24 protein-coding genes are annotated in these 24,080 nt (G+C 66.4%); 19 read left to right on the forward strand and 5 right to left on the reverse strand.

The window, feature by feature from the left end:
* Nucleotides 1-281 precede the first annotated feature (281 nt).
* On the forward strand, nucleotides 282-1,520 hold the full coding sequence (locus ACTWJ5_RS07910; RefSeq protein WP_167858380.1) for a glutamine synthetase family protein: 1,239 nt from the start codon (nucleotides 282-284) through the stop codon (nucleotides 1,518-1,520).
* A gap of 193 nt (nucleotides 1,521-1,713) precedes the next feature.
* The gene (locus ACTWJ5_RS07915; protein ID WP_444438070.1) at nucleotides 1,714-3,027 is read left to right on the forward strand and encodes an MFS transporter; all 1,314 of its coding nucleotides are present in this window, start codon (nucleotides 1,714-1,716) and stop codon (nucleotides 3,025-3,027) included.
* A 19-nt stretch (nucleotides 3,028-3,046) separates the two neighbouring features.
* Here the strand turns inward: ACTWJ5_RS07915 and ACTWJ5_RS07920 are convergent, their stop codons facing one another.
* The 4 genes from ACTWJ5_RS07920 to flgA form a co-directional block, all read right to left on the reverse strand.
* Entirely contained in the window at nucleotides 3,047-3,796 is a 750-nt protein-coding gene (locus tag ACTWJ5_RS07920; protein WP_135499861.1) for a flagellar brake protein, read from the reverse strand.
* A 90-nt stretch (nucleotides 3,797-3,886) separates the two neighbouring features.
* Nucleotides 3,887-4,354, reverse strand: coding sequence for a flagella synthesis protein FlgN (locus tag ACTWJ5_RS07925; RefSeq protein WP_444438072.1), 468 nt, complete (start codon nucleotides 4,352-4,354; stop codon nucleotides 3,887-3,889).
* Between the two features lie 40 nt (nucleotides 4,355-4,394).
* Nucleotides 4,395-4,712, reverse strand: a complete 318-nt coding sequence (flgM, locus tag ACTWJ5_RS07930) for a flagellar biosynthesis anti-sigma factor FlgM (RefSeq protein ID WP_009620820.1) — start codon at nucleotides 4,710-4,712, stop codon at nucleotides 4,395-4,397.
* A 133-nt stretch (nucleotides 4,713-4,845) separates the two neighbouring features.
* Entirely contained in the window at nucleotides 4,846-5,535 is a 690-nt protein-coding gene (gene flgA / locus ACTWJ5_RS07935; RefSeq protein ID WP_261746757.1) for a flagellar basal body P-ring formation chaperone FlgA, read from the reverse strand.
* 138 nt (nucleotides 5,536-5,673) lie between these two features.
* Between flgA and ACTWJ5_RS07940 the strand changes: the two genes are divergently transcribed.
* Both ACTWJ5_RS07940 and cheR read left to right on the forward strand, forming a co-directional pair.
* Nucleotides 5,674-6,606, forward strand: coding sequence for a chemotaxis protein CheV (locus ACTWJ5_RS07940; RefSeq protein WP_009620824.1), 933 nt, complete (start codon nucleotides 5,674-5,676; stop codon nucleotides 6,604-6,606).
* A 110-nt stretch (nucleotides 6,607-6,716) separates the two neighbouring features.
* Nucleotides 6,717-7,523: a protein-glutamate O-methyltransferase CheR gene (gene cheR, locus ACTWJ5_RS07945; protein ID WP_444439556.1), complete on the forward strand. Its 807-nt coding sequence runs from the start codon at nucleotides 6,717-6,719 to the stop codon at nucleotides 7,521-7,523.
* Between the two features lie 406 nt (nucleotides 7,524-7,929).
* Here cheR and ACTWJ5_RS07950 read toward each other — a convergent pair whose 3' ends face one another.
* Nucleotides 7,930-8,127: a hypothetical protein gene (locus tag ACTWJ5_RS07950; protein ID WP_444438075.1), complete on the reverse strand. Its 198-nt coding sequence runs from the start codon at nucleotides 8,125-8,127 to the stop codon at nucleotides 7,930-7,932.
* On the opposite strand from ACTWJ5_RS07950, the gene flgB reads away from it, so the two are divergent.
* From flgB to ACTWJ5_RS08025, 15 genes are all read left to right on the forward strand, one after another.
* On the forward strand, nucleotides 8,120-8,527 hold the full coding sequence (gene flgB, locus ACTWJ5_RS07955) for a flagellar basal body rod protein FlgB (protein WP_009620829.1): 408 nt from the start codon (nucleotides 8,120-8,122) through the stop codon (nucleotides 8,525-8,527). The two genes, ACTWJ5_RS07950 and flgB, sit on opposite strands and share 8 nt — an antisense overlap.
* Nucleotides 8,528-8,532: 5 nt before the next feature.
* Nucleotides 8,533-8,973, forward strand: coding sequence for a flagellar basal body rod protein FlgC (gene flgC, locus ACTWJ5_RS07960; RefSeq protein ID WP_444438077.1), 441 nt, complete (start codon nucleotides 8,533-8,535; stop codon nucleotides 8,971-8,973).
* A gap of 16 nt (nucleotides 8,974-8,989) precedes the next feature.
* Nucleotides 8,990-9,691 (forward strand): flagellar hook assembly protein FlgD, encoded by a 702-nt coding sequence (gene flgD, locus ACTWJ5_RS07965; protein WP_043267665.1) that lies wholly within the window; start codon nucleotides 8,990-8,992, stop codon nucleotides 9,689-9,691.
* Between the two features lie 27 nt (nucleotides 9,692-9,718).
* Nucleotides 9,719-11,026 carry a flagellar hook protein FlgE gene (flgE, locus tag ACTWJ5_RS07970; protein ID WP_009620835.1) on the forward strand — a complete coding sequence of 436 codons (1,308 nt, stop codon included), beginning with the start codon at nucleotides 9,719-9,721 and terminating at the stop codon, nucleotides 11,024-11,026.
* A 193-nt stretch (nucleotides 11,027-11,219) separates the two neighbouring features.
* Nucleotides 11,220-11,963: a flagellar basal-body rod protein FlgF gene (flgF, locus tag ACTWJ5_RS07975; protein WP_058072092.1), complete on the forward strand. Its 744-nt coding sequence runs from the start codon at nucleotides 11,220-11,222 to the stop codon at nucleotides 11,961-11,963.
* Nucleotides 11,964-12,009: 46 nt separating this feature from the next.
* The gene (flgG, locus tag ACTWJ5_RS07980) at nucleotides 12,010-12,795 is read left to right on the forward strand and encodes a flagellar basal-body rod protein FlgG (protein ID WP_074976357.1); all 786 of its coding nucleotides are present in this window, start codon (nucleotides 12,010-12,012) and stop codon (nucleotides 12,793-12,795) included.
* A 58-nt stretch (nucleotides 12,796-12,853) separates the two neighbouring features.
* Complete coding sequence (gene flgH, locus ACTWJ5_RS07985) at nucleotides 12,854-13,546, forward strand: flagellar basal body L-ring protein FlgH (protein WP_009620840.1); 693 nt, start codon at nucleotides 12,854-12,856, stop codon at nucleotides 13,544-13,546.
* Nucleotides 13,547-13,578: 32 nt separating this feature from the next.
* Nucleotides 13,579-14,718, forward strand: a complete 1,140-nt coding sequence (locus ACTWJ5_RS07990; RefSeq protein WP_258872541.1) for a flagellar basal body P-ring protein FlgI — start codon at nucleotides 13,579-13,581, stop codon at nucleotides 14,716-14,718.
* 10 nt (nucleotides 14,719-14,728) lie between these two features.
* Nucleotides 14,729-15,946: a flagellar assembly peptidoglycan hydrolase FlgJ gene (gene flgJ, locus ACTWJ5_RS07995; protein WP_444438081.1), complete on the forward strand. Its 1,218-nt coding sequence runs from the start codon at nucleotides 14,729-14,731 to the stop codon at nucleotides 15,944-15,946.
* A 26-nt stretch (nucleotides 15,947-15,972) separates the two neighbouring features.
* Entirely contained in the window at nucleotides 15,973-17,979 is a 2,007-nt protein-coding gene (gene flgK, locus ACTWJ5_RS08000) for a flagellar hook-associated protein FlgK (RefSeq protein ID WP_444438083.1), read from the forward strand.
* Nucleotides 17,980-17,989: 10 nt separating this feature from the next.
* Nucleotides 17,990-19,579 (forward strand): flagellar hook-associated protein 3, encoded by a 1,590-nt coding sequence (locus ACTWJ5_RS08005; protein WP_058072089.1) that lies wholly within the window; start codon nucleotides 17,990-17,992, stop codon nucleotides 19,577-19,579.
* 470 nt (nucleotides 19,580-20,049) lie between these two features.
* Nucleotides 20,050-21,168, forward strand: coding sequence for a DegT/DnrJ/EryC1/StrS family aminotransferase (locus ACTWJ5_RS08010; protein WP_074976350.1), 1,119 nt, complete (start codon nucleotides 20,050-20,052; stop codon nucleotides 21,166-21,168).
* Nucleotides 21,165-21,860: a WbqC family protein gene (locus ACTWJ5_RS08015; protein WP_253408696.1), complete on the forward strand. Its 696-nt coding sequence runs from the start codon at nucleotides 21,165-21,167 to the stop codon at nucleotides 21,858-21,860. The genes ACTWJ5_RS08010 and ACTWJ5_RS08015 overlap by 4 nt, the downstream gene beginning before the upstream one ends.
* Entirely contained in the window at nucleotides 21,857-23,248 is a 1,392-nt protein-coding gene (locus tag ACTWJ5_RS08020) for a bifunctional cytidylyltransferase/SDR family oxidoreductase (RefSeq protein ID WP_009620856.1), read from the forward strand. The genes ACTWJ5_RS08015 and ACTWJ5_RS08020 overlap by 4 nt, the downstream gene beginning before the upstream one ends.
* Nucleotides 23,229-24,080: a LicD family protein gene (locus ACTWJ5_RS08025; RefSeq protein ID WP_074976344.1), complete on the forward strand. Its 852-nt coding sequence runs from the start codon at nucleotides 23,229-23,231 to the stop codon at nucleotides 24,078-24,080. The genes ACTWJ5_RS08020 and ACTWJ5_RS08025 overlap by 20 nt, the downstream gene beginning before the upstream one ends.

Here is a 24,080-nt window from a genome sequence, read left to right on the forward strand (position 1 = left end):
ACCAGAGGCGGTTCGCGAGCAAGCTCGCTCCTACAGGGAGGGGCCGCGCTCTTCGTAGGAGCGAGCTTGCTCGCGAACAAAAAACATCCCTTTTGCCTGCTTGAAATATCGAACGACCGGTGCGTATTTTGTACAGGTCGCACAGCCTGTGTGCGGCCGTACTACAAGGATAAGAAGTCATGACTAGCGAAGGACGCAGCCCGCTCGCCGAGCGCCTGGCTGGAGTCGAAGAGATCGAATGCGTCACCCCCGACCTCAACGGGGTGCCGCGCGGCAAGGTGATGACCGGCGAGGGCTTCCTTTCCGGGCGGCGCCTGCAGCTGGCCCGCGGCGTGCTGCTGCAGTGCATCATGGGCGGCTACCCGCCGGCGCGCTTCTACGGCAGCGACGACGGCGACCTGGCCCTGGTCGCCGAGCCCACCCAGGTCCACCGCCTGCCCTGGAGCGACACTCCGCGCGCCCTGGCCATCTGCGACGCGGTGGAGCTGGACGGCCAGCCCTCCGGCCTGTCCAGCCGCGGCCTGCTCAAGCAGGTGGTGGCGCTCTATGCCGAACATGGCTGGCAACCGGTGGTGGCCACCGAGCTGGAATTCTTCGTCTTCGCCCCCAACCCGGACCCGCAACAGCCGTTCCAGCCGCCGCTGGGCCTGGACGGCCGCCGCGAGATGGGCCATTCGGCGTTCAGCGTGTCGTCCAACAACGGCCTGCGTCCGTTCTTCGAGGACGTCTACCGCTGCATGGCCGCGGTGGGGCTGGAGCGCGACACCTTCATGCACGAGATGGGCACCAGCCAGTTCGAGATCAACTTCTTGCACGGCGACCCGGTGCTGCTGGCCGACCAGACCTTCCTGTTCAAGCACCTGCTCAAGGAAGTGGCGCTCAAGCACGGCCTGCTCGTCGTGTGCATGGCCAAGCCGCTGGCGCACACCCCGGGCAGCTCCATGCACATCCACCAGAGCGTGGTAGACGGCGAGGGCCGCAACATCTTCAGCGACGCCGAGGGCGAGGCCACGCCGGCCTTCCGTCATTTCATCGGCGGCCTGCAGGCCTGCCTGGCCGACTTCACCCTGCTGTTCGCGCCCAACGTCAACTCGTTCCAGCGCCTGTGCCACCCCTACGCCTCGCCGAACAACGCCTGCTGGTCCCACGACAACCGCGCCGCCGGCCTGCGCATCCCGGCCAGCCCGCCGGTGGCGCGGCGGGTGGAGAACCGCCTGGCAGGCGCCGACGCCAACCCATACCTGGCCATCGCCGCCAGCCTGGCTGCCGGCCTGCACGGCATCGACAACGAGCTGGAGCCCAGCGCGGCCATCCAGGGCGAGTTCGAGGTGCCGGACGAACTGCTGCTGCCCTGCACCATGTACGACGCCTTGCGTCGCCTGAAGCGCAGCGAGCTGGCGCGGCGGATGTTCGGCGCCGAATTCGTCGACGGCTACGTGGCCAGCAAGGAGCTGGAACTGACCAGCTTCTTCGACGAAATCACCCCCTGGGAACGCCGGGTGCTGGCCGCCCAGGCCTGAGGCCGAGCGGAGCCCGCCACGGCGGGTTCCGACCGCCGGCTTTGCCATGGACGACGCCTTTCTTTGCGTACCCGTCAAAGGGCTCGACGCGCCTTGCGGCAGGCTCTAGGCTGGTAGCGAACGCCCGCCTTCGCGCGGGCGTGCTTCGTGTAGTACGGCGGCGTCCTGCCGCCCGTCTTGGACCGGAGGTCCGATGCGGATTTTCACTGCCTTCCGTGCGCTTTACTTCGCCACCCTCACTTTGCTCACCGGCTCCGGCCTGCTGAGCACCTACCTGGGCCTGCGCCTGGCCGCCGAGAAGGTCGACGGCCTGTGGATCGGCGCCATGATGGCGGCCTACTACCTGGGCCTGGTGCTCGGCGGCAAGATCGGCCACCGGCTGATCGCCCGCGTCGGCCACATCCGTGCCTATGTCGCCTGCGGCGGCCTGGTGGTGGCGGCGGTCCTGGGCATCGGCCTGACCAACTGGCCGGCGATCTGGCTGCTGCTGCGAACGCTCATCGGCCTGGGCATGATGTGCCAGTACATGGTCATCGAGAGCTGGCTCAACGAGCAGGCCGAGGCGCGCCAGCGCGGCGCGGTGTTCGCCGGCTACATGGTGGCTTCCTACCTGGGCCTGGTGGCCGGCCAACTGATCCTGGTGGCGCACCCGGGGCTGGGCCCGGACCTGCCGATGATGATCGCGCTGGCCTTCGCCCTGTCGCTGATCCCGGTGTCCATCACCCACAAGGTCCACCCCGCGCCGCTGCGCCCGGCGCCGCTGGAGCCGCGCTTCTTCATCCAGCGGGTGCCGCAGTCGCTGACCACGGTGCTGGTCTCCGGGCTGGTGATCGGCTCCTTCTACGGCCTGGCGCCGCTGTACGCCACCGAGCAGGGCCTGAGCGTCGAGCAGATCGGCGTGTTCATGGGCGTGTGCATCTTCGCCGGCCTGCTGGTGCAGTGGCCGCTGGGCTGGCTGTCGGACCGTTACGACCGCGCGCTGCTGATCCGCAACGCCGGCATCCTGCTGCTGGTGTTCGCCTTGCCGTTGGCGGTGCTGCCGTCGCTGCCGATGGAGGCCATGGTGCCGATGGGCTTCATGGTCTGCCTGGTGCAGTTCACCCTCTACCCGCTGGCGGTGGCTTTCTCCAACGACCACGTCGAGGGCGAGCGACGCGTGTCGCTGACCGCCATGCTGCTGGTCACCTTCGGCGTCGGCGCCTGCGTCGGCCCGCTGGCGACCGGCGCGCTGATGCGGGCGTTCGGCCCGAACATGCTCTATGCCTTCGCCGCGGCCTGCGCGCTGATCGTCATCTGGCGCGTGCGCCCGGAGAAGGTCAGCGGCCTGCACCGTGTCGACGAGGCGCCGGTGAAGCACGTGCCCACGCCGGACAGCCTGGCCAGCTCGCCGCTGTCGGCGGCGCTCGACCCGCGGGTGGCCGATGAAACGGTGGAAGAACAGATGAAGACCACCCCGGTGCCAGCGCCCGCGGCGCCCGAGGCGGAGGAGGAAAGCCGGCCGGGGTAGGGCGGGGGAAGGGCGAGCGTTAGAACAGCTCGTCCTTCTCGAAACGCCGCGCTTCGCGCTGCAACTGGTAGACGAAGCGCTCGATGTGGCGCTGCTCCAGGCCGCTCAGGCGGTTGAAGCGCAGGCCGGCGAAGCTGGCGTTGACCTTCTCGTCGAAGTGCACGTGGCGCAGTTCCACTTCCAGGGTGATGGCGCCGAACGGCAGGCGGGCGGTGAAGCGCTCGTAGAGCTGGCCGGGTTGCAGGCGCTCGTGCACGTCGCCGGCGAAGCGCACCTTGCAGCCGGTGGCGGAGATGTCCAGCAGGTTGCCGCTCAGCGCGGCCTTGAGCTTGTCGCCGGCCAGTTCCACGGCGACCGGCTGGGTCTGCTTGAGGGCGGCGCGGTAGGCGTTGCGGCGCTGGTGGTAGAGCATCTCGGCGGGCATCGGCAGCCAGTAGCAGCGGGCGCCGTCGAGTTCGCTGAACTGCGCGGCCTGCTGGCATTCCCAGGCGATCCGCACGCCTTCGTGGAAGGCCTCGATGCGGAAGTTTTCGCCGTTTTGCAGGAAGCGCTCGCCGTCGTTGGGGATCAGTTCGTCCAGGGCTACCCGGTTGCGTTCGCGGTCCACCGCGACGACGAAGCTCTGGAAGCGCTGGTTGCGCTCGGCGAAGCTGATCACCAGCGGGTCATGGCTATCCATCAGGATTCGCAGGTTGGCCTGGATCTCCACGGCCGCCTTGAGCGTTTTCGGCGGTTGCGGGCCATTTTCCTCGGCGAACGGGCTTGCCACTGTCCTACGATCTCCAGATGTATTTATTGTGGGAATTTTCTTTTGCAAGGCGATGGCATTCTGCCGCATCGCCCTGCCGGGCGCCAGGGTTCAGGCCTGGCTGAGGGGACGCTGGCGGCTGCCCTGGATCGCGCCGCCGCGGCGGTCGTAGAGACTGGGGGTGTCCTGGCCGCGGAGGATGTCCAGCAGGCGACCGGTGGCGTGCTGGTTGTTGCGGATGATGCGGCCGTTGCGCAGGTTGGCCTGCTGGCACTGTTCCAGCAGCGCCGCCAGGCGCTCGCTGAGTTCCACGGTGCCCGGCTCCACCTTGCCCTGCGCGGCCAGCGCGGCGAGGCCGGCGCGGTCGCTGCTGACGCCGGCCTGGCGCAGCGTCTCGCTGCGCTGGCGGCCATTGCGCTCCAACTGCTGGAGCAGCGGCAGCTTGCTGTCGAGCAGGCCCTGCAGGCGCTCCAGGTCACGCGCGTCGAGGGCGTGGAATTCGTCCTCGATCAGCTGCAGAAGAGCCTCGGCGGCGCCGATATCCTCGGTGATCAGGTGGAGCAGGCTGGCGTTTGGCATGGCGGCTCGGCGTTCAGGGCGTCCTTGGGGAACCCCGCGCTCAGCGCTGGGATTCGAAGTCGAGCAGTTTGCCGGCGACTTTCTGGCTGTCGACCTGGTAGCTGCCATCGGCGATGGCCTGCTTCAGCCGCGCGACCTTTTCCGAGTCGACGACGGGTTGGTCTTTCAGCTGGTCGCTGGCTTTCTGCAATTGCTGGGCGGTGCTGCTCAGTTGCACGGACTCACCGCTGCCAGCGGCCGACGCGCTGCCGGCGCTTTCGCTGCCGGCGGCTTCGCTGCGGCCGGCCTGGGGCTTGCCGGTGCTGCCGGTGGAGACCGGCGCGCTGGCATTGTTCAGCCGGTTGAAGTCGATGACCATGGTAGTGAACCTCTGCGGGTTTAGGACGCTTGCCTGTAGGTTTCGGCTGACATCCGTAAAACTTTAGGGCGGTTTTTCGTGCGCCTTCGCACAGTTTAGTGAAGGCTGGCGCGCAAGCGCCAGACTTCCGCCGCTAGAGCGTGACCTGCACCGCGCCTGGTTCCACCACCCGGGCCCTGATGATGCGCTGCGAACGCAGGTTGCGCACGCGAATCTGCTCGCCGGGCACCCCGTCGGCCATGGCCTCGCCGGGCATCACCACGTTGACCGCGCCGGTCTGCGCGCGGATCACCACCTGGTCGCCCTTGCGCACCGCCGCGGCCTGTTCGAGGAAGACCGGGGCGAGGATCTGGTCGCTGACCGCCGGTCGCTTGAGCTTCTGCCCCACGGCCTGCTGCGGGTCGGTCAGGTAGCCCTGGCTGAGCAGGCCGATGTCGCGCTCCATCAGGCTGATGTCGCCCGGCTCCAGCACGTGGTCGCGCTTGAGCGGCTGGGTGGTCACCACCACCTGGCGGAACAGCTTGACCTGCGCCGGCACGTACACCGACCAGGGCGAGGAGCCTTCGCAGCGCACCAGCACCGAGACGCGCCCCACCGGTTGCGCGGGGCTTTCCAGGGATTGCGTCAGGTCCTTGTCGCAGGCCGCCAGGCGCAGGCGCGGGTCGATGCGCGCCACTTCTATCTCGTAGCGTGCCTCGATACCGCTGCGTTGCAGATAATCTTCCACCTTGAACTCAAGAAAGCCCTGGGTGGAGCCGATAAGAATCTCGGGCGCGGTGAAGTCGTCGGCCCAGGTCGGACCCGGGGCGAACGCGCCCAGCATGCCGAGCACTCCGCAGAGTGACAGGGCATGGGCTCGGGACCGTCGGAAAAACGTCGTTGGCAGTTTCATGCCACGACTTCAAGCAAGGCTCGTGCCGATTGCCGCCCTGGGCGGCACGGCGGATACGAAGGGGGCGCAATGGCCGGAGTCATGGATTCGGTCAACCAGCGAACGCAGCTGGTTGGGCAGAATCGTCTCGAACTGCTGCTGTTCCGGCTGGATGGCAGCCAGTTGTACGGCATCAACGTGTTCAAGGTGAAGGAGGTACTGCAGTGCCCGCGCCTGACCGTGATGCCCAAGTCCAGTCCGGTGGTGCGCGGGGTGGCGAACATCCGTGGCGGCACCATTCCGATCCTCGACCTGTCGATGGCCACCGGCCGTCGCGGCCTGCGCGAGATCGACAACAGCTTCGTGATCATCACCGAGTACAACACCAAGGTGCAGGGCTTCCTGGTGCATTCGGTGGAACGCATCGTCAACATGAACTGGGAGGAGATCCATCCGCCACCCAAGGGCACCGGCCGCGACCACTACCTGACGGCGGTGACGCGGGTGGACAAGCAACTGGTGGAGATCATCGACGTGGAGAAAATCCTCGCCGAGGTCGCGCCCACCAGCGAGGACATCTCCGAAGGCGTGATCGACGCCGACACCCAGGCCCAGGCGGTGACCAAGCGGGTGCTGGTGGTGGACGACTCCTCGGTGGCGCGCAAGCAACTGATCCGCTGCCTGGAGACTGTCGGTGTGGAAGTGCTCGCGCTCAATGACGGACGCCAGGCGCTGGACTACCTTCAACAGATGCTGGCCGCCGGTGGTAATCCGGGCCAGGAATTGCTGATGGTGATCTCCGACATCGAGATGCCGGAAATGGATGGCTACACCCTGACCGCGGAGATTCGCCACGATCCGCGGCTGCAGGACCTGCACATTCTCCTGCATACTTCGCTGTCCGGGGTGTTCAACCAGGCGATGGTGCGGAAGGTCGGCGCCAACGACTTCCTCGCCAAGTTCCGGCCCGATGATCTGGCGGCGCGTGTCGTCGAGCGCATCAAGGCGGCGGACGCACGCTGAGGAGGGCACTTCGGGGTAGTCTGCAACGGCCGGGGGCGACCCCGGCCGCCTGGCGTCGGGATCGACGCCCGGCCAACTGGAAAGAGGCGTGATCGGTGACATCGACCAACATGGAATTCGAGCTGTTCCGGGACTTCCTGGAAAAGGCCTGCGGCATCGTCCTGGGTGCCAACAAGCAGTACCTGGTCGCCAGCCGCCTGAACAAGCTGATGGAGCAGCAGGGCATCAGGAGCCTGGGCGAGCTGGTGCAGAAGATCCAGGTCCGCAGCCAGCTGCGCGAGCAGGTGGTGGATGCCATGACCACCAACGAGACCCTCTGGTTTCGCGACACCTACCCCTTCGAGGTGCTGAAGAACCGCATCCTCGCCGAGCTGATCAAGGCCAACCCGGGCCAGCGCCTGCGCATCTGGTCGGCGGCCTGCTCCTCGGGGCAGGAGCCCTATTCGCTGTCGATGACCATCGACGAGTTCGAGAAGACCAACCTCGGCCAGCTCAAGGCCGGCGTGCAGATCGTCGCAACCGACCTCTCCGGTTCCATGCTCAACGCGGCGAAGGCCGGCGAGTACGACAGCCTGGCCATCGGCCGCGGGCTGTCCCAGGAGCGCCTGCAGCGCTACTTCGACACCAAGGGGTCGGGGCGCTGGGCGGTGAAGCCGGCGATCAAGGGCCGCGTCGAGTTCCGCGCGCTGAACCTGCTGGAGAGCTACGCCACCCTCGGCAAGTTCGACCTGATCTTCTGCCGCAACGTGCTCATCTACTTCTCCGCCGAGGTCAAGCGCGACATCCTGCTGCGCATGCACGCGGCGCTCAAGCCCGGCGGCTATCTGTTCCTCGGCGCCTCCGAGGCGCTCAACGGGCTGCCGGAGCATTACCAGATGGTCCAGTGCAATCCGGGGATCATCTACAAGGCCAAGTAGCCGGGCATTATGCCGATCACAGAAGGGCGCCCCTGGGGCGCCCTTCGCCTATCCGCACGAGCCGTTCGCCGTCTTGCCGGCTGTGCCTGGGGGCTTTTCGTCGGATGGATTGAAGGGGCGTTTCGGAGTGTGCGGAGGTTTCATCGTAGGGCGCATGACGCCTGCGGCGTTATCCGCCGAATCGCGGACGGAGTCCGCTCCTACGCTTCCGGCAAACACCACACCCCGTAGGATGGGTTGAGCGAAGCGATACCCATCGTCACCACCGCATGGGTTTCGCAGGTTCAACCCATCCTACGGTTCCAGGGAAGCACGGGCGTAGGAGCGGACTTGTCCGCGATTGGACCCACCGCCCACGCCGGACGCCCCGGTGGCACGGAGGGTGTTCTTGAGCCCAACACCTACGTCACCGCTCACCCCTTCGAATGGGCAGAACGCATTGCCGCCGGGCGGTAAGGCCTTGCCGCTTGCCGCGGTTTGCCGCCCTTTGCCGCTTGTTGATCATCGGTAATTCATTGATTAATAAGGATTTAGCGTTTTGGCACGCACCTTGCTGAAGTGCTGGCAAGCCCACACCGGCAAACAGGTTCGTGACCATGAGCATCAGCTTCGACTCCGCCCTCGGCATCCACGCACAAGCGCTCAGCTTCCGCTCGCAGCGCGCTGAAGTGCTGGCCAACAACCTGGCCAACGCCGACACCCCCAACTACAAGGCGCGCGACCTGGACTTCGCTTCGGTGCTCGCAGCCCAGGCCGACAAGGCCAAGAGCGGCACCTTCAGCACCGCCGTCACCAACGCCCGGCACATCGAGGCCGACGGCGTGGCCATGGGCGACGACTCGCTGAAATACCGCATCCCGACCAACCCCTCCATCGACCAGAACACCGTCGACGAGCAGGTCGAGCAGGCCAACTACGCGCAGAACGCCGTGCAGTTCCAGGCCAGCTTCACCTTCCTCAACAGCAAGTTCAAAGGCCTGATGGGCGCCCTGCGCGGAGAGTGATAGCCATGTCCCTTGCCAGTGTCTTCAACATCGCCGGTAGCGGCATGAGTGCCCAGACCACCCGTCTGAACACCACCGCCTCGAACATCGCCAACGCCGAGAGCGTGTCCTCAAGCATCGACCAGACCTATCGCGCCCGCCACCCGGTGTTCTCCGCCACGTTCCAGCAGGCGCAGGGCGGCCAGGGCTCGCTGTTCCAGGACACCGACCAGGCCGGCAGCGGCGTGCAGGTGACGGGCGTGGTCGAGGACCAGAGCCCGCTGGTGCCGCGCTACGAGCCGAGCCACCCGGCCGCCGACGCCAACGGCTACGTGTACTACCCCAACGTCAACGTGGTGGAGGAGATGGCCGACATGATCTCCGCCAGCCGCTCCTTCCAGAGCAACGCGGAAATGATGAACACCGCCAAGCAGATGATGCAGAAGGTCCTGACCCTGGGTCAGTAAGCGCAGAGGACGCCCCATGAGCATCGATAACACCAGCAGCACTTCGAACTCGATCCTCTCGTCGCTGAACGCCGGGTCGAGTTCCTCGTCTTCCACCTCGGAAACCGGCACCAGTGCGCTGGGCAAGGATTCGTTCCTGCAACTGCTGGTCACCCAGCTGAACAACCAGAACCCGCTGGACCCGCAGGACAACACCCAGTTCGTCTCCCAGCTCGCCCAGTTCAGCAGCCTGGAGAGCATGGAGAACCTGGATACCACCCTGGGCAACTTCTATTCCTCGTTCCAGTCGTCCCAGGCGCTGCAGGCCTCGTCCCTGGTCGGCCGCTCGGTGATCGTCAACTCCAGCAAGGTCCAGGTCGACGACCCCAGCGCCGGCGTGCAGGGCTCGCTGGTGATGCCGTCCAACGGCGATGGCGTGACCCTGAAAATCTATGACGACGACGGCGAGCTGGTGCGCACCATCGACATGGGCAGCCAGAAGAGCGGCAACATCGACTTCACCTGGGACGGCAAGGACGACAGCGGCGAGCAGGTGGCCTCCGGCACCTACACCATCAAGGCCACGGCCTCGCTGGACGGCACCAGCACCGCCCTGACCACCTACCTGCCGGCCACGGTCAACAGCGTCACGCTGGGCCAGAGCGGCGGGGAAATGACCCTCAATCTCGCTGGCATCGGCAGTGTCTCCGCCTCCAGCATTCAGACCATCGGAAAATAACGCCGTCCTTCGGCACGGGAGCTGACCATGTCTTTCAATACCGCCCTGAGTGGTTTGAACGCCGCTAGCACGGACCTGAACGTGACCGGCAACAACATCGCCAACGTCGGGACCACCGGCTTCAAGTCCTCGCGCACCGAGTTCGCCGACCTGTATGCCGCCTCGATGCTCGGCACCGGGCGCAACGCCGTGGGCAGCGGCGTGATCACCCAGTCGGTCTCGCAGCAGTTCACCCAGGGCAACCTGACCTCCACCGGCCGCAGCCTGGACCTGGCCATCAGCGGCAACGGCTTCTTCATGGTCAGCGACAACGGCAGCCGCCTGTACACCCGCAACGGCTCCTTCAATACCGATGCCAACGGCTACATCGTCGACGGCTCCGGCAACCGCCTGCAGGGCTATGGCGTCAACGGCAACGGCTCGGTCGTCAACGGCGTGATCACCGACCTGAAGGTGGACACCGCCAACCAGCCGCCGAGCCCGACCTCGAAGATCACCTCGACGCTGAGCCTGAACTCGGCGGCCAGCACGCCGACCAACGCCACCTTCGACCCGGCCGATTCCGACAGCTACAACTGGTCGACCTCGGTGGACATCTACGACTCCCAGGGCAACTCGCACACCATGACGAACTACTTCGTCAAGGACAGCAGCAACAACTGGACCATGCACACCCTGGTGGACGGCCGCTCGCCGACCGACCCGACCAGCACCACGCCGCTGACCAGCCAGCTGAGCTTCAACAGCTCCGGCCAACTGACCGGCGTCACCTCCACCGGCATGACCGTCAATGCGGACAAGACCATGACCCTCACCGGCTGGGTGCCGGCGGCGATCACCGATTCCACCACCGACCCGGTGACCTGGGGCGCCAACGGCGCGGCCGGGGCCACCGGCGGCATCAGCCTCGACCTGACCAAGACCACCCAGACCAACGCCGCCTTCGCGGTCACCGCGGTGACCCAGGACGGCTACGCCACCGGCCAGATGTCCGGCCTGTCGGTGGACGTGGACGGGCAGATGTATGCCACCTACACCAACGGCCAGTCCAAGGTGATCGGCCAACTGGTGCTGGCCAACTTCGCCAACACCCAGGGCCTGACCCCGGTCGGCAGCACCGCCTGGAAACAGTCGCTGGCCTCGGGCGAGGCGGTGATCGGCACGCCGACCTCCGGCACCCTGGGCTCGGTGGGTTCCGGCTCGCTGGAGGAGTCCAACGTCGACCTCACCGCGCAGCTGGTCAACCTGATAGTCGCGCAGCGCAACTACCAGGCCAACGCCAAGACCGTGCAGACCGAGAGCACCATCTCCGACACCATCATCAACCTGCGTTGATGGCGGCAAAGCGCTCTTGCCGCAGGCGGCAGCCCCTCGCCGCCTGACGGCCCCTCAGGCTCCTTCGGGAGCCTTTTCTTTTTCATTCGTCCTTTCGAATCAGCGGCTTGCGCTGATTTTTCAATTCTGGCACAGCCCTTGCTGAGACACCTCCAGCACCGCCGGGAATCCGACCCGGCACTGGAGGAATGCCTTGGACAGAATGCTGTATGTCGCCATGAGCGGCGCGAGCCAGAACACGCAGGCCATGCAGGCTCACGCCAACAACCTGGCGAACATTTCCACGACCGGTTTCCGTCGCGACTTCGAACAGGCGCGCGCGATGCCGGTCTTCGGCGACAGCTTTCCGGCGCGCGTGTTCGCCATGAGCGAACGCCCGGCCACCGACTTCACCGCCGGCGCCCTGCAGGAAACCGGACGTGACCTGGACGTCGCCGCCAAGGGCGACGCCTGGATCGCCGTGCAGGCCCCGGACGGCGGCGAAGCCTACGTGCGCACCGGCAGCCTGGAAATCGACGCCCTCGGCCAACTGCGCACCGGCGACGGTTTGCCGGTGCTCGGCAACGGCGGGCCGATCGCCATTCCGCCGGAAGAAAAGATTGAGATCGGCGAGGACGGCACCATCACCGTCCGCGGCCAGGGCAACAATCCCAACGCGCTGGCCACCGTCGACCGCATCAAGCTGGTCACCCCGGACCCGAAGCAACTGGAGAAGGGCACCGACGGCATGATCCGCATGAAGCAGGGCCAGCCGGCGCCGCAGCCCGACGCCAACGCCAGCGTGCAGTCCGGCTTCCTCGAGGCGAGCAACGTCAACGCGGTGGAAGAGATGACCTCGATCCTGGCGCTGTCCCGCCAGTTCGAGCTGCACGTGAAGATGATGCGTACCGCCGAGGACGATTCCCAGGCCATGGCGCGGGTTTTGCAATTTAGCTAATCACCAGATCGAGGCGTCATGAATCCGACGCCCGAGGAGAAGACATATGCTTCCGGCACTGTGGGTCAGCAAGACCGGCCTGTCCGCCCAGGACATGAACCTGACCACCATTTCCAACAACCTGGCGAACGTCTCGACCACCGGCTTCAAGCGCGATCGCGCCGAGTTCCAGGACCTGCTGTACCAGATCAAGCGCCAGCCCGGCGCCCAGTCGACCCAGGACAGCCAGCTGCCCTCGGGCCTGCAGCTGGGTACCGGTGTGCGCATCGTCGGCACCCAGAAGAACTTCACCGCCGGCAGCCTGCAGACCACCGACAACCCGCTGGACATGGCGGTCAACGGCCGCGGCTTCTTCCAGGTGCTGACCCCGGACGGCACCGTCGCCTACACCCGCGACGGCAGCTTCCACCTGAACTCCGACGGCCAGATCGTCACCTCCAACGGCAACGCCCTGGAGCCGGCCATCGTGGTCCCGGCGGAAACCCAGACCTTCACCGTCGGCAACGACGGCACCGTCTCGGTGACCGTGGCCGGCAACTCGCAGCCGCAGATCATCGGCAACATCCAGACCGCCGACTTCATCAACCCGGCGGGCCTGCAGGCGACCGGCAACAACCTGTTCCTGGAAACCGCCGCCAGCGGCGCGCCGCAGGTCGGCACCCCGGGCCTGAACGGCCTCGGCACCGTGCAGCAGAACACCCTGGAGAACTCCAACGTCAGCGTGGTGGAGGAGATGGTCAACATGATCACCACCCAGCGCGCCTACGAGATGAACTCCAAGGTGATCTCCACCGCCGACCAGATGCTGTCCTTCATCACCCAGAACCTTTGATGCATGACGCGGGCCCCGCGGCCCGCCAGTTAGTGGCTCTCCCCGAGAGGTAGTTGCAATGAACCGTTCCCATCTTCTCCCGCTGCTGGCGCTCGCCGCGCTGGCCGGTTGCGTCAGTCCTCCGCCGAAGCCGGACGACCCGTACTACGCGCCGGTCATGCCACGCACGCCCATGCCCGCGGCGCAGAACAACGGTTCCATCTACCAGGCCGGGTTCGAAAACAACCTCTACGGCGACCGCAAGGCCTTCCGCATCGGTGACATCATCACCATCACCCTCAACGAGAAGACCCAGGCGAGCAAGAAGGCCAACTCGGACATCTCCAAGGACAGCAGCAACAAGATGGGGCTGACCTCGCTGTTCGGCAGCAAGGCCACCACCAACAACCCCTTCGGCAGCGGCGACCTGAGCCTCAGCGCCGAGTACAGCGGCAACCGCGAGACCAAGGGCGACAGCGCGGCGGGGCAGAGCAACAGCCTGACCGGCTCGATCACCGTGACCGTGGCCGAAGTCATGCCCAACGGCATCCTCGCCGTGCGCGGCGAGAAGTGGATGACGCTGAACACCGGCAACGAGCTGGTGCGCATCGCCGGGCTGATCCGCGCCGACGATATCGCCACCGACAACACCGTGTCCTCGACCCGCGTGGCGGATGCGCGCATCACCTACTCGGGCACCGGCGCCTTCGCCGACGCCAGTCAGCCGGGCTGGCTGGACCGCTTCTTCCTCAGCCCGCTGTGGCCGTTCTGAGGGTGGCCGACATGGCTTTCACAGGAGCGAGACTGCTCGCGAAAATCGGCGCTGGAAGGGTTCGCGAGCAAGCTCGCTCCTACGGTCTGGCATTGCTGTGTCTGTTCCTCTGCCTGCCGGCCCACGCCGAGCGCCTGAAGGACATCGCCAGCATCCAGGGCGTGCGCAGCAACCAGCTGATCGGCTACGGCCTGGTGGTCGGCCTCAACGGTTCCGGCGACCAGACCACGCAGACGCCCTTCACCCTGCAGACCTTCAACAACATGCTGGCGCAGTTCGGCATCAAGGTGCCGGCCGGCAGCGGCAACGTGCAGCTGAAGAACGTCGCCGCGGTGTCGGTGCACGCCGACCTGCCGGCGTTCGCCAAGCCGGGCCAGACCATCGACGTGACCATCTCCTCCATCGGCAACGCCAAGAGTCTGCGCGGCGGCAGCCTGCTGATGACCCAGCTCAAGGGCATCGACGGCCAGACCTACGCCATCGCCCAGGGCAACCTGGTGGTGGGCGGCTTCGACGCCGAGGGCCGCGACGGCTCGAAGATCACCGTCAACGTGCCGTCGGCCGGGCGCATTCCCTCCGGCGCCACCGTCGAACGCGCGGTGCCGAGCGGCTTCGACCAGGGCAACAGCCTGACGCTGAACCTCAACCGCCCCGACTTCACCACCGCCAAGCATATCGTCGACCGCATCAACGACATGCTCGGCCCGGGCGTGGCCCAGGCCATCGACGGCGGCTCGGTGCGCGTCAGCGCGCCGCTGGACCCGAACCAGCGGGTGGACTACATGTCGGTGCTGGAGAACCTGGAGATCCAGTCCGGCGAGGCGGTGGCCAAGGTCATCATCAACTCGCGCACCGGCACCATCGTCATCGGCCAGAACGTGCGCGTGTCGCCGGCCGCCGTGACCCACGGCAGCCTCACCGTGACCATCACCGAGGACCCGATCGTCAGCCAGCCCGGCCCCTTCTCCAACGGCGAGACCGCGGTGGTGCCGCGCTCGCGGGTGAACGCCGAGCAGGAAGCCAAGCCGATGTTCAAGTTCGGCCCGGGCACCACCCTGGACGAGATCGTCCGCGCGGTGAATCAGGTGGGCGCGGCGCCCAGCGACCTGATGGCCATTCTCGAAGCCCTCAAGCAGGCCGGCGCGTTGCAGGCCGAGCTGATCGTCATCTGAGGACGCCGCCATGGACGCACGACTGCTCAACTCCGGCGCCAGCGCCAGCGACAGCCAGGCCTACACCGACCTCAACCGCTTGAGCCAGCTGAAGAGCGGCGACCGCAACAGCCAGGGCAACATCCGCAAGGTGGCCCAGGAGTTCGAGTCGCTGTTCCTCAACGAGATGCTCAAGTCGATGCGCTCGGCCAACGAAGTGTTCGCCAAGGACAACCCGCTCAACAGCGAGACCGCCAAGCAGTACCAGGACATGTACGACCACCAGCTGTCGGTGTCCCTGGCGCGCGAGGGGCACGGCATCGGCCTGGCCGACGTGCTGGTCAAGCAGATGGAGAAGATGCAGGGCGTACGCCACACCGGCAACAACCCCTTCGCCCAGGTGCAGGCGCAATCCGACACCCAGGCCACCCAGGCTGTAGCGGGGCAGGACCGGCAGCGGGCCAGGAGCCTGTGGTCCGCCAGCGGCAAGCCGCTGGCGCAGCCCGAGCCCGGCCGCGACGACCGCCAGGCGCTGAACGCGCGGCGCCTGGCCCTGCCGGGCACGCTGGCCAAGCGCATAGCCGCCGGCATAGTGCCGGACGCCAATGCCACCAGCGCCAGCCAGCCGACGCAGCTGGCCAGCAGCGACTGGCGCAACGGCAGGGGCTACGCCCGCCAGGACGATACCGCCGGCAGCGCCGCCGTCGCCGATACCTCGGCCATCTCGACCAAGCCGGGCAAGTCCATGTTCGCCTCGGCCGACGACTTCGTCGCCACCATGCTGCCCATGGCCGAACGCGCGGCCAAGCGCATCGGCGTCGACCCGCGCTACCTGGTGGCCCAGGCTGCGCTGGAAACCGGCTGGGGCAAGAAGATGATCGCCCAGCGCGACGGCAGCAGCAGCCACAACCTGTTCGGCATCAAGAGCGGTTCGAGCTGGAGGGGCGACTCGGCGCGAGCGGTCACCAGCGAGTACGAGAACGGCAAGCAGGTGAAGGAAGTGGCCTCGTTCCGTGCCTACAACTCCTTCGAGCAGAGCTTCCAGGACTACGTCAGCTTCCTGCAGAACAACGACCGCTACCAGGGCGCCCTGGACTCCGCCGCGCGCCCCGAGCAGTTCATGAAGGAGCTGCAGCGCGCCGGCTACGCCACCGACCCGCAATACGCGCGCAAGGTCTCGCAGATCGCCAGGCAGGTGCAGGTCTACCAGACCGTGGCCATGGCCGACGCCCCGACCCGTACGCTTTGAAGAATGGAACGCTCTAAGGAAAGCCCATGAGCCTGTTATCCATAGGATTGTCCGGTCTCAACGCCTCGCAAACGGCGCTGAGCACCACCGGCAACAACATCACCAACGTCGACACCGCCGGCTATACCCGCCAGCAGTCGATGCAGGTCAGTTCGGCCGCGCAGTTCTCCGGGCGCTACTACGTGGGCACTGGCACCACGGTGCAGGACGTGCGCCGGATGTACAGCGAGTTCCTGGCCAACCAGCTGCGCGGCGCGACGGCGGTGAACAGCGATGCGCAGACCTACCTGAGCCAGGTCAACCAGGTCGACTCGCTGCTGTCGGACAGCACCACCGGCCTGTCCTCGGTGATGCAGAACTTCTTCGCCTCGCTGCAGACCGCGGCCGGCACCCCGACCGATTCCGCCTCGCGGCAACTGGTGCTGACCCAGGCGAAGAACCTGGCGCAACGCTTCAATTCCATCTCCACCCAGCTGGGCACCCAGAACAGCTACGTCAACACCCAGATGAGCAGCCTGGCCGGGCAGGTCAGCGACCTGGCCAAGACCATCGCCCAGTACAACCAGGCGATCACCGCCGCCGAGTCCGCCGGCGCCAGCGCCAACGACCTGCAGGACAAGCGCGACCAGGCGGTGGTGCAGCTGTCGGACATGATCGGCGTCAGCGTGGTCAAGCAGGGCAGCAGCTACAACCTCTACCTGGGCTCCGGCCAGCCGCTGGTGGTGGGCAGCAACGCCTCGACCCTGAGCGCCGCGCCCAGCGCCAGCAACCCGTCGCAGTACAGCCTGTCGCTGAACTCCAGCTCCAGCGGCGTGACCGTGGACGTCACCTCGGTGGTCACCGGCGGCCAGATGGGCGGCCTGCTGCGCTACCGCAGCGAGGTGCTGAACACCACCCAGAACGAACTGGGGCGCATGGCCATCGTCCTCGCCGACACCTTCAACAGCCAGTTGGCCCAGGGCCTGGACCTCAACGGCAACTTCGGCGCCGCGCTGTTCAAGGACATCAACGACGCCAGCGTGATCGGCAACCGCAGCCTGGCCAACGGCCTCAACAGCGGCACCGGCAACCTCAACGTCAGCATCGACGACAGCAGCGCGCTGACCACCAGCGACTACGAGGTGACCTTCACCTCGGCCACCGGCTACACCGTCAGGCGCCTGTCCGATGGCGAGGTGATGGGCAGCGGCGACCTCACCGACGATCCGCCCAAGGAATTCGACGGCTTCAGCCTCAGCCAGCAGAGTGTCGGCACCATCCAGGCCGGCGACCGCTTCACGGTGATCCCCACGCGCACCGCCGCGGCGGACATCTCCGTGGCGATGACCGACGCCAACCGCCTGGCGCTGGCCTCGCCGCTGGTCTCCACCACCACCACCGGCAACATCGGCAGCGGCACCATCAGCGGCACCAGCCTGACCACCGAGCTCGACGCCAGCAACAGCGCCGACCTGGCGGCGGCGATCAAGGCCGGCATGCCGGTCAAGCTGGTGTTCGACGCCGCCGCCGGCGACGGCACCCAGGGCTACACGATCTACGATTCCGCCGGCAACTCGCTGGGCACCGGCAGCATAGTGCCGGGGCAGAGCAACGACATCAGCGTCACCGTGCCCGGCACGCCGTCGTTCAGCTTCCAGACCAGCATCGGCGGCTACCCCGGCAGCGGCGACAGCTTCACCGTCGCCTTCAATTCCGGTGGCGACGCCGACAATGGCAACGCGCAGAAGCTCATTGACCTGCAGAGCGCCAAGACCGTGGGCAGCGGCACCGGCAGTGGCAGCGGCATGAGCCTGACCGGCGCCTACAGCAGCCTGACCGAGACCGTCGGCGCCCAGGCCAACCAGGCCCAGCTGGACGCCACCGCCACCAGTGCGGTGCTGACCCAGGCGCAGAACACCCGCGACTCGCTGTCGGCGGTCAACCTCGACGAGGAAGCGGCCAACCTGGTGAAGTTCCAGCAGTACTACACGGCCTCCGCGCAGATCATCAAGACCGCGCAGACGCTCTTCGACACCCTGATCAACAACATCTGAGGCGGCCGTGATGCGTATTTCCACCCCGCAGATCTTCAGTTCCAACATCGACAACTACAACCGCGGCTACGCCAGCCTGGCCAAGACCCAGGAGCAGATTTCCAGCGGTGTGCGCATCCAGACCCCCGCCGACGACCCCGTCGGCGCCGCGCGCCTGCTGCAACTGCAACAGCAGCAGGCGCTGCTGACGCAATACAGCAGCAACATGACCACCGCGCAGAACGCCCTGAACCAGGAAGAGAGCGTGCTGTCGTCGATCACCAACGTGCTGCAGCAGGCCCGCGAGGTCGCGGTACGCGCCGGCGACGGCTCCCTCACCGACGACGACCGCAAGGCCCTGGCCGACCAGCTCGGGCAGATCCAGCAGCAGCTGCTGACGCTGATGAACAGCAAGGACGCCAGCGGCAACTACCTGTTCTCCGGCAGCAAGAGCACGGTGCAGCCGTTCATCCAGAACGCCGACGGCACCTACAGCTACCAGGGCGACCAGAGCTCGCTGAACCTGCAGATCGCCGACAACCTGCTGCTGCCGACCAGCGACAACGGCTGGAGCATCTTCGAGATGGCGGCCAACGCCAGCCGCACCACCAGTTCGCTGAGCAGCAACCCGAACAGCGACGGCGTGCAGCGGGCGTTCCTCTCCCAGGGCACGGTGACCAGCGACAGCACCTACAACGCCAGCTTCCGCGATGGCGCGCCCTACACCCTGAACGTGCTCAGCGGCACCCAGTACCAGATCCTCGACAAGGACGGCAACGACGTCACCAGCGAGGCCAACACCAACGGCACCTATGACGCCACCTCCGCGGACAGCAACGCCATCAGCTTCCGCGGCGCGCAGTTCCAGCTCGACGTCTCGCTGCCCAGCAGCGACGACGCCAGCGACATGGACAGCCTGGTCGGCGGCTACAGCTTCAGCTTCGGCATGGCCCCCGACGACATCTCGATCAAGCGCAGCGCCACCAACACCTCGGGCGCGCAGATCACCAGCGGCACGGTCAGCAACCAGACCGCCTACGCCACCCAGTTCCCGGCCAACGGCGTGCAGCTGAAGTTCACCAGCGCCACCGACTACGAGGTCTACGCGCTGCCGGCCAGCCAGGGCGCCACGCCGATTTCCAGCGGGACCCTCGGCGGCACCTTCCCGCAGACCATCAGCGTGGCCGGCGTCGACCTCTCGATCAGCGCCTCGCCGGCCGCCGGCGACCAGTTCAGCGTCACCGCCAGCTCGCCGGAGCGGCAGAACATCCTCAACACCATCGGCGACCTGCGCACCGCGCTGAGCGCCTCCACCGCCGACGATCCCCAGGCCCAGCTGAACATCCGCAACATGGTGGCCTCGGCGCTGACCAACATCGACAACGGCATGAACCAGGTGATGAACGTGCAGTCGTCGGTGGGCTCGCGGCTGAACACCATCGACGTGCTCAGCCAGGAAAACCAGAGCCTGAGCCTGACCAACAGCACCACCCAGTCGTCGATCCGCGACACCGACATGGCCGAGGCCACCTCCAAGCTGGTGCTGCAGCAGACCATGCTCGAAGCGGCCCAGGCGGCGTTTGCCCGAGTCAGCCAGTTGAGTCTGTTCAACAAGCTCTGAGCCTACTCGATCGCCGTGCGCCTCCCGTGGGAGGGCGCGCGGCGTTTCCTTCGGCGGCAATCCCTTGCCGCTGCCTCCCGCCTTCTCCTGCCAGCGCTTCAAGCCTTCCCCAATCCCTCATACGCCGCGTCCCGCGCACCTTCGCGGAAGATGGCATTCAATTTGCTGAGGTCCTGTCGGGGCGGTTCTTTCAGTCAGCGAATTGACGCCCCGTCCACTGGCTGGATTCCTACGGGAGCTCAACCGCCAGTGCTTTCGGAACCTTCGCCAGACCTTGCCGTAGCGGCAGGCGGGGAGAGATGCAGCATGTCGAACACGATCATTCCCTCTGGAGCCCCGGCCAGGTCCGGTATTGGCCAGGAGTCTTCGAACCGCCTCCGCATGAATGATGGATACGAGGGGAAGCCCGACTTCCCCCTGTCGTATTCCCGTCGCTGCGTCTGTCCGATGTCGGTCGGCAGGGAGTAGTCATGACCAAGATCATCCCGGTCACCCGGCCCCTGCTGCCGCCCCTCGAAGAATTCCTGCCCTACCTGGAACGGGTCTGGGCCAGCGGCATCCTCACCAATGGCGGTGATATGCACCGTGCGCTGGAGAAAGCGCTGTGCGAGTACCTGGGCGTCGAACACATCGCCCTGTTCGCCAACGGCACCCTGGCGCTGGTCACCGCCCTGCAGGCATTGCGCGTCACCGGGGAAGTGATCACCACGCCTTACTCCTTCGTCGCCACCGGCCATTCGCTGCTGTGGAACGGCATCCGTCCGGTGTTCGTCGACATCGACCCGCAGACGTTCAGCCTGGACCCGGCGAAGATCGAGGCGGCGATCACCCCGCAGACCACCGCGATCATGCCGGTGCACTGCTACGGCAACCCCAGCGACGTCGAGGCCATCCAGGCCATCGCCGACAACTACAACCTGCGGGTCATCTACGACGCGGCCCATGCCTTCTCGGTGCGCGACGCCGGCGGCAGCATCCTGCGCCATGGCGACCTGAGCGTGCTCAGCTTCCACGCCACCAAGGTGTTCAACACCTTCGAGGGCGGGGCGATCATCTGCCCCGACGAGAAGACCTACCGGCGCATCGGCCACCTGAAGAACTTCGGCTTCGTCAACGAAACCACGGTGGTGGCCCCCGGCATCAACGGCAAGATGAGCGAGATCAACGCCGCCTTCGGCCTGTTGCAGCTGCAGCACATCGACCGCGCGCTGGCGCGGCGCAAGGAAATCGACGGCCTCTACCGCGAGCGCCTGGCCGGCTTGCCGGGGCTGAGCTTCATCGAGTTCCGCGCCGGTTGCGTGCCCAACCACGCCTATTTCCCGGTGCTGATCGACGAGGACTTCGCCCTGGAGCGCGACCGGCTGTACGAACTGCTGCGCGATCAGGGCATCGTGGTGCGCCGCTACTTCTATCCGCTGATCAGCGACTTCCCGATGTACCGCGGGCTGCCGTCGGCCGAGCCGAGCAACCTGCCGGTCGCCCGCCAGGTGGCGAGCCGCGTCCTGTGTCTGCCGATCTACCCGGACCTGGCCGACGAGGATGTCGAGCGCATCTGCGACCTGGTCGTCAGCGCAGGAGTCCGGGCGTGATTCTCGCGGTCATGCAACCCTATTTCTTCCCCTACCTGGGCTACTACCAGTTGGCGGGGAGCGTGGATCACTTCGTCTTCCTGGACGATGTGGCATTCATCCGCCGGGGGTTCATCCACCGCAACAACATCCTGCTCGACGGCCAGCCGTTCCGCTTCACGCTGCCGGTGGCTGGGGCCAGCCAGAACATGCGGATCGACCAGCACCATTTCGTCGGTGAGCACGACAAGTTCCTTCAGGTGCTGCGTCATGCCTACCGGCAGGCTCCCTTCTTCGATGAGGTTTTCGCCCTGGTCGAGTCCATTTGCAGGATGCCCGAGCAGAGCGTCGCCAGCGTCTGCGCCGCGTCCATCCAGGCGGTGTTCGCCTATCTCGGCAGGCCGTTTTCGGTTTCCTTCGCTTCGCAGAAGCCCAGCGCGCTTCGGGGGCAGGAGCGCATTCTGGAGCTTTGCCGGCTCTTTGACGCCGACACCTACCACAACGCCAGCGGTGGCCGTTCGCTGTACAGCGCCGCCGCGTTCCGGGAACAGCACGTGCAACTGCGTTTCGTGCACGGCTGCTTTCCTGCCTACCAGCAACAGAAAGTGGAGAACTTCATGCCAGGCCTGTCGATGATCGATGTGCTGATGCACAACCCGCCTCAGGCCGTCGAGCGGATGCTGTCGATGGGCGAGTTGGAGGATGCAGCATGACCACCAGCGCAATCGAATCCCCGGTCATCGCCGTAGTGCTCGCTGGAGGGCGTGGCCTGCGCTTCGGCAGCGAGGTGCCCAAGCAGTTCGTCAAGCTGGCTGGGCGCATGGTCATCGAGCATACCGTCGAAGTCTTCGAGCACTCGCCGGCAGTGGAGCAGATAGTGCTGGTGGTGCCCGGCGGCTACGAAAGCGTGCTGTGGGAGGCGGTCACCCGCAACGGCTGGCGCAAGGTGGCGAAGATCGTCGCCGGTGGCCGCGACCGTGCCGACTCCACCGCTTCGGCCATCGCCGCCCTGGACGGGCAGCCGGAACAGGCGCGGATTCTCATTCACGATGCGGCTCGCCCGCTGCTGGACCAGCCGACCATCGTTCGCTGCCTCGATGCGCTGGAGCGATACGAGGCCGTGGACGTGGTGGTGCCTGCCAGCGATACCATCGTCGAGGTGGCAGAAGAGGGGCACATTCGCGACATTCCCGACCGCAGCCGGCTGCGCCGTGGGCAGACGCCGCAAGGGTTCCGGCTGGGCATCCTGCGTGAAGCCTATCGGCTCGCCCTGCGGCATGGACTGGAGGGCGTGACCTGCGATTGCGGCGTACTGCGCCGGGAGATGCCCGAGGTGACCATCGCCACTGTTTCCGGCTCTCCGTCCAATCTGAAGATCACCGACGGGGTGGACCTGTATATCGCCGAAAAGCTGATCCAGATCCGCAGCACCGAGGCTGCGCAGGACGACGGCCTGCAAGGGCTGCTGCGTGACCGCGTGGTGGTGGTGATCGGCGCAAGCTACGGCATCGGCGCTTCGGTGGCCGAGCTGGCCAGGGCCCATGGCGCTCGCGTCCATGGCGCCAGCCGTGGCGACGGCAACATCGATATCTCCCGGCGCAGCGACGTGGAACGCTTCCTGGCCGAAGTGGCACAGCGTGAAGGGCGGATAGACGCGGTGGTCAATACCGCCGGCATGCTGTTGCACAAGCCATTGACGCTGCTGAGCGAGTCCGAGGTCGAGCAACTCATCGCCACCAACCTCACCGGCACCATCCACCTGGCCCAGGCCGCCCATGGGTATCTGCGAGAAAGCCGCGGCTGCCTGGTGAATTTCGCCTCCAGCTCCTACACCCGGGGCCGCGCATTCTACGCCGCCTACAGCGCCACCAAGGCCGGCGTGGTCAACCTCACCCAGGCATTGGCCGAGGAGTGGGCGAGCGAAGGAATCCGCGTGGTCTGCATCAACCCCGAACGGACCCGCACGCCGATGCGCACGCGCAACTTCGGTGCCGAGCCGGTCGAGAGCCTGCTGGACCCTTCGGCGGTGGCGCTCGCTACCCTGCAGGCGCTGGGCTCGACACTGACAGGCATGGTGTTCGATGTCCGCCGTCATGCTTGATCGGGCCACGGTGGCCGGCGTGCCCCTGGAGCAGATCCAGCAGCGGGCCTTCGCCGTGCTGTGCGCGCTGGTCGATTTCTTCCGGGCCCATGCAATCGACTACTACCTGGTCGGTGGCACGCTGCTGGGCGCCGTGCGCCATGGCGGTTTCATTCCCTGGGATGATGACATCGACATCGTCGTGCCGCGCAAGGATTACCGCCGTCTGCTCGGGTTGCTGGATCGATTGCCGTCGACGTTGCGGGCGATCCATCCGTCCATCGATGCCCATACGCCTTATCCGTTCCTGGTGGTGACCGATCGCCATTCGCGTTGGGTGGTGGACTACGCACGCCCGTTCGACCGGGGCATCGGGGTGGACGTCTTCCCGCTGGACGGCGTTCCGCCTCCCGGCCTGCGTCGCCGTCTGTTGCACAAGTCCATCGCGCTGCTGCGCTCGATGACCATGAACAAACAGAAGGGCTACTACCCGCGTCCCGTCCCGCCGGGCCAGCGTTGGCGTTTCGCGCTGGTGGCGCTGGCTGCGAGCCTGGTGCCCCGCGCCCTGCTTTTCGCCGCCTACGACCGCCTGGTGGCAATGGTTTCGCTGAGCGATAGCGGGTGGCAAGGCAACCTGTACGGCCTGTATGGCGAGCGCGAAATAGTGCCCACCCAGGTGTTCGGCAAGGGGGCTTCGGTCGTGTTCGAAGGGCGCGATTTCCGCGCGCCGGAGCAGACCGAGGCCTATCTCACCAGCATCTATGGCGACTTCCGGCAACTGCCTCCGCTGGAGCGACGCCACTCCGGCCACCGCATAGCCCTGGCTTCCCTGACTTCCGCCGATGGCGCATGA

Origin of the sequence: Pseudomonas sp. A6, assembly GCF_052367875.1 — a bacterium.
Lineage (GTDB): Bacteria > Pseudomonadota > Gammaproteobacteria > Pseudomonadales > Pseudomonadaceae > Pseudomonas > Pseudomonas citronellolis.

Bases quoted from the DNA above. Each gene is read 5' to 3' on its own strand.
- ACTWJ5_RS07910 (WP_167858380.1), top strand. From the start codon at position 282: ATGACCGGCGAGGGCTTCCTTTCCGGGCGGCGCCTGCAGCTGGCCCGC.
- flgA (WP_261746757.1), bottom strand. From the start codon at position 5,535: ATGCTGGGCGCGTTCGCCCCGGGTCCGACCTGGGCCGACGACTTCACC.
- flgM (WP_009620820.1), bottom strand. From the start codon at position 4,712: ATGGTCATCGACTTCAACCGGCTGAACAATGCCAGCGCGCCGGTCTCC.
- ACTWJ5_RS08025 (WP_074976344.1), top strand. From the start codon at position 23,229: ATGTCCGCCGTCATGCTTGATCGGGCCACGGTGGCCGGCGTGCCCCTG.
- flgH (WP_009620840.1), top strand. From the start codon at position 12,854: ATGAACCGTTCCCATCTTCTCCCGCTGCTGGCGCTCGCCGCGCTGGCC.
- flgJ (WP_444438081.1), top strand. From the start codon at position 14,729: ATGGACGCACGACTGCTCAACTCCGGCGCCAGCGCCAGCGACAGCCAG.
- flgC (WP_444438077.1), top strand. From the start codon at position 8,533: ATGTCCCTTGCCAGTGTCTTCAACATCGCCGGTAGCGGCATGAGTGCC.
- ACTWJ5_RS08005 (WP_058072089.1), top strand. From the start codon at position 17,990: ATGCGTATTTCCACCCCGCAGATCTTCAGTTCCAACATCGACAACTAC.
- ACTWJ5_RS08020 (WP_009620856.1), top strand. From the start codon at position 21,857: ATGACCACCAGCGCAATCGAATCCCCGGTCATCGCCGTAGTGCTCGCT.
- flgG (WP_074976357.1), top strand. From the start codon at position 12,010: ATGCTTCCGGCACTGTGGGTCAGCAAGACCGGCCTGTCCGCCCAGGAC.
- flgK (WP_444438083.1), top strand. From the start codon at position 15,973: ATGAGCCTGTTATCCATAGGATTGTCCGGTCTCAACGCCTCGCAAACG.
- flgE (WP_009620835.1), top strand. From the start codon at position 9,719: ATGTCTTTCAATACCGCCCTGAGTGGTTTGAACGCCGCTAGCACGGAC.
- flgD (WP_043267665.1), top strand. From the start codon at position 8,990: ATGAGCATCGATAACACCAGCAGCACTTCGAACTCGATCCTCTCGTCG.
- cheR (WP_444439556.1), top strand. From the start codon at position 6,717: ATGGAATTCGAGCTGTTCCGGGACTTCCTGGAAAAGGCCTGCGGCATC.
- ACTWJ5_RS07915 (WP_444438070.1), top strand. From the start codon at position 1,714: ATGCGGATTTTCACTGCCTTCCGTGCGCTTTACTTCGCCACCCTCACT.
- ACTWJ5_RS07940 (WP_009620824.1), top strand. From the start codon at position 5,674: ATGGCCGGAGTCATGGATTCGGTCAACCAGCGAACGCAGCTGGTTGGG.
- ACTWJ5_RS07950 (WP_444438075.1), bottom strand. From the start codon at position 8,127: ATGCTCATGGTCACGAACCTGTTTGCCGGTGTGGGCTTGCCAGCACTT.
- ACTWJ5_RS08010 (WP_074976350.1), top strand. From the start codon at position 20,050: ATGACCAAGATCATCCCGGTCACCCGGCCCCTGCTGCCGCCCCTCGAA.
- flgB (WP_009620829.1), top strand. From the start codon at position 8,120: ATGAGCATCAGCTTCGACTCCGCCCTCGGCATCCACGCACAAGCGCTC.
- ACTWJ5_RS07925 (WP_444438072.1), bottom strand. From the start codon at position 4,354: ATGCCAAACGCCAGCCTGCTCCACCTGATCACCGAGGATATCGGCGCC.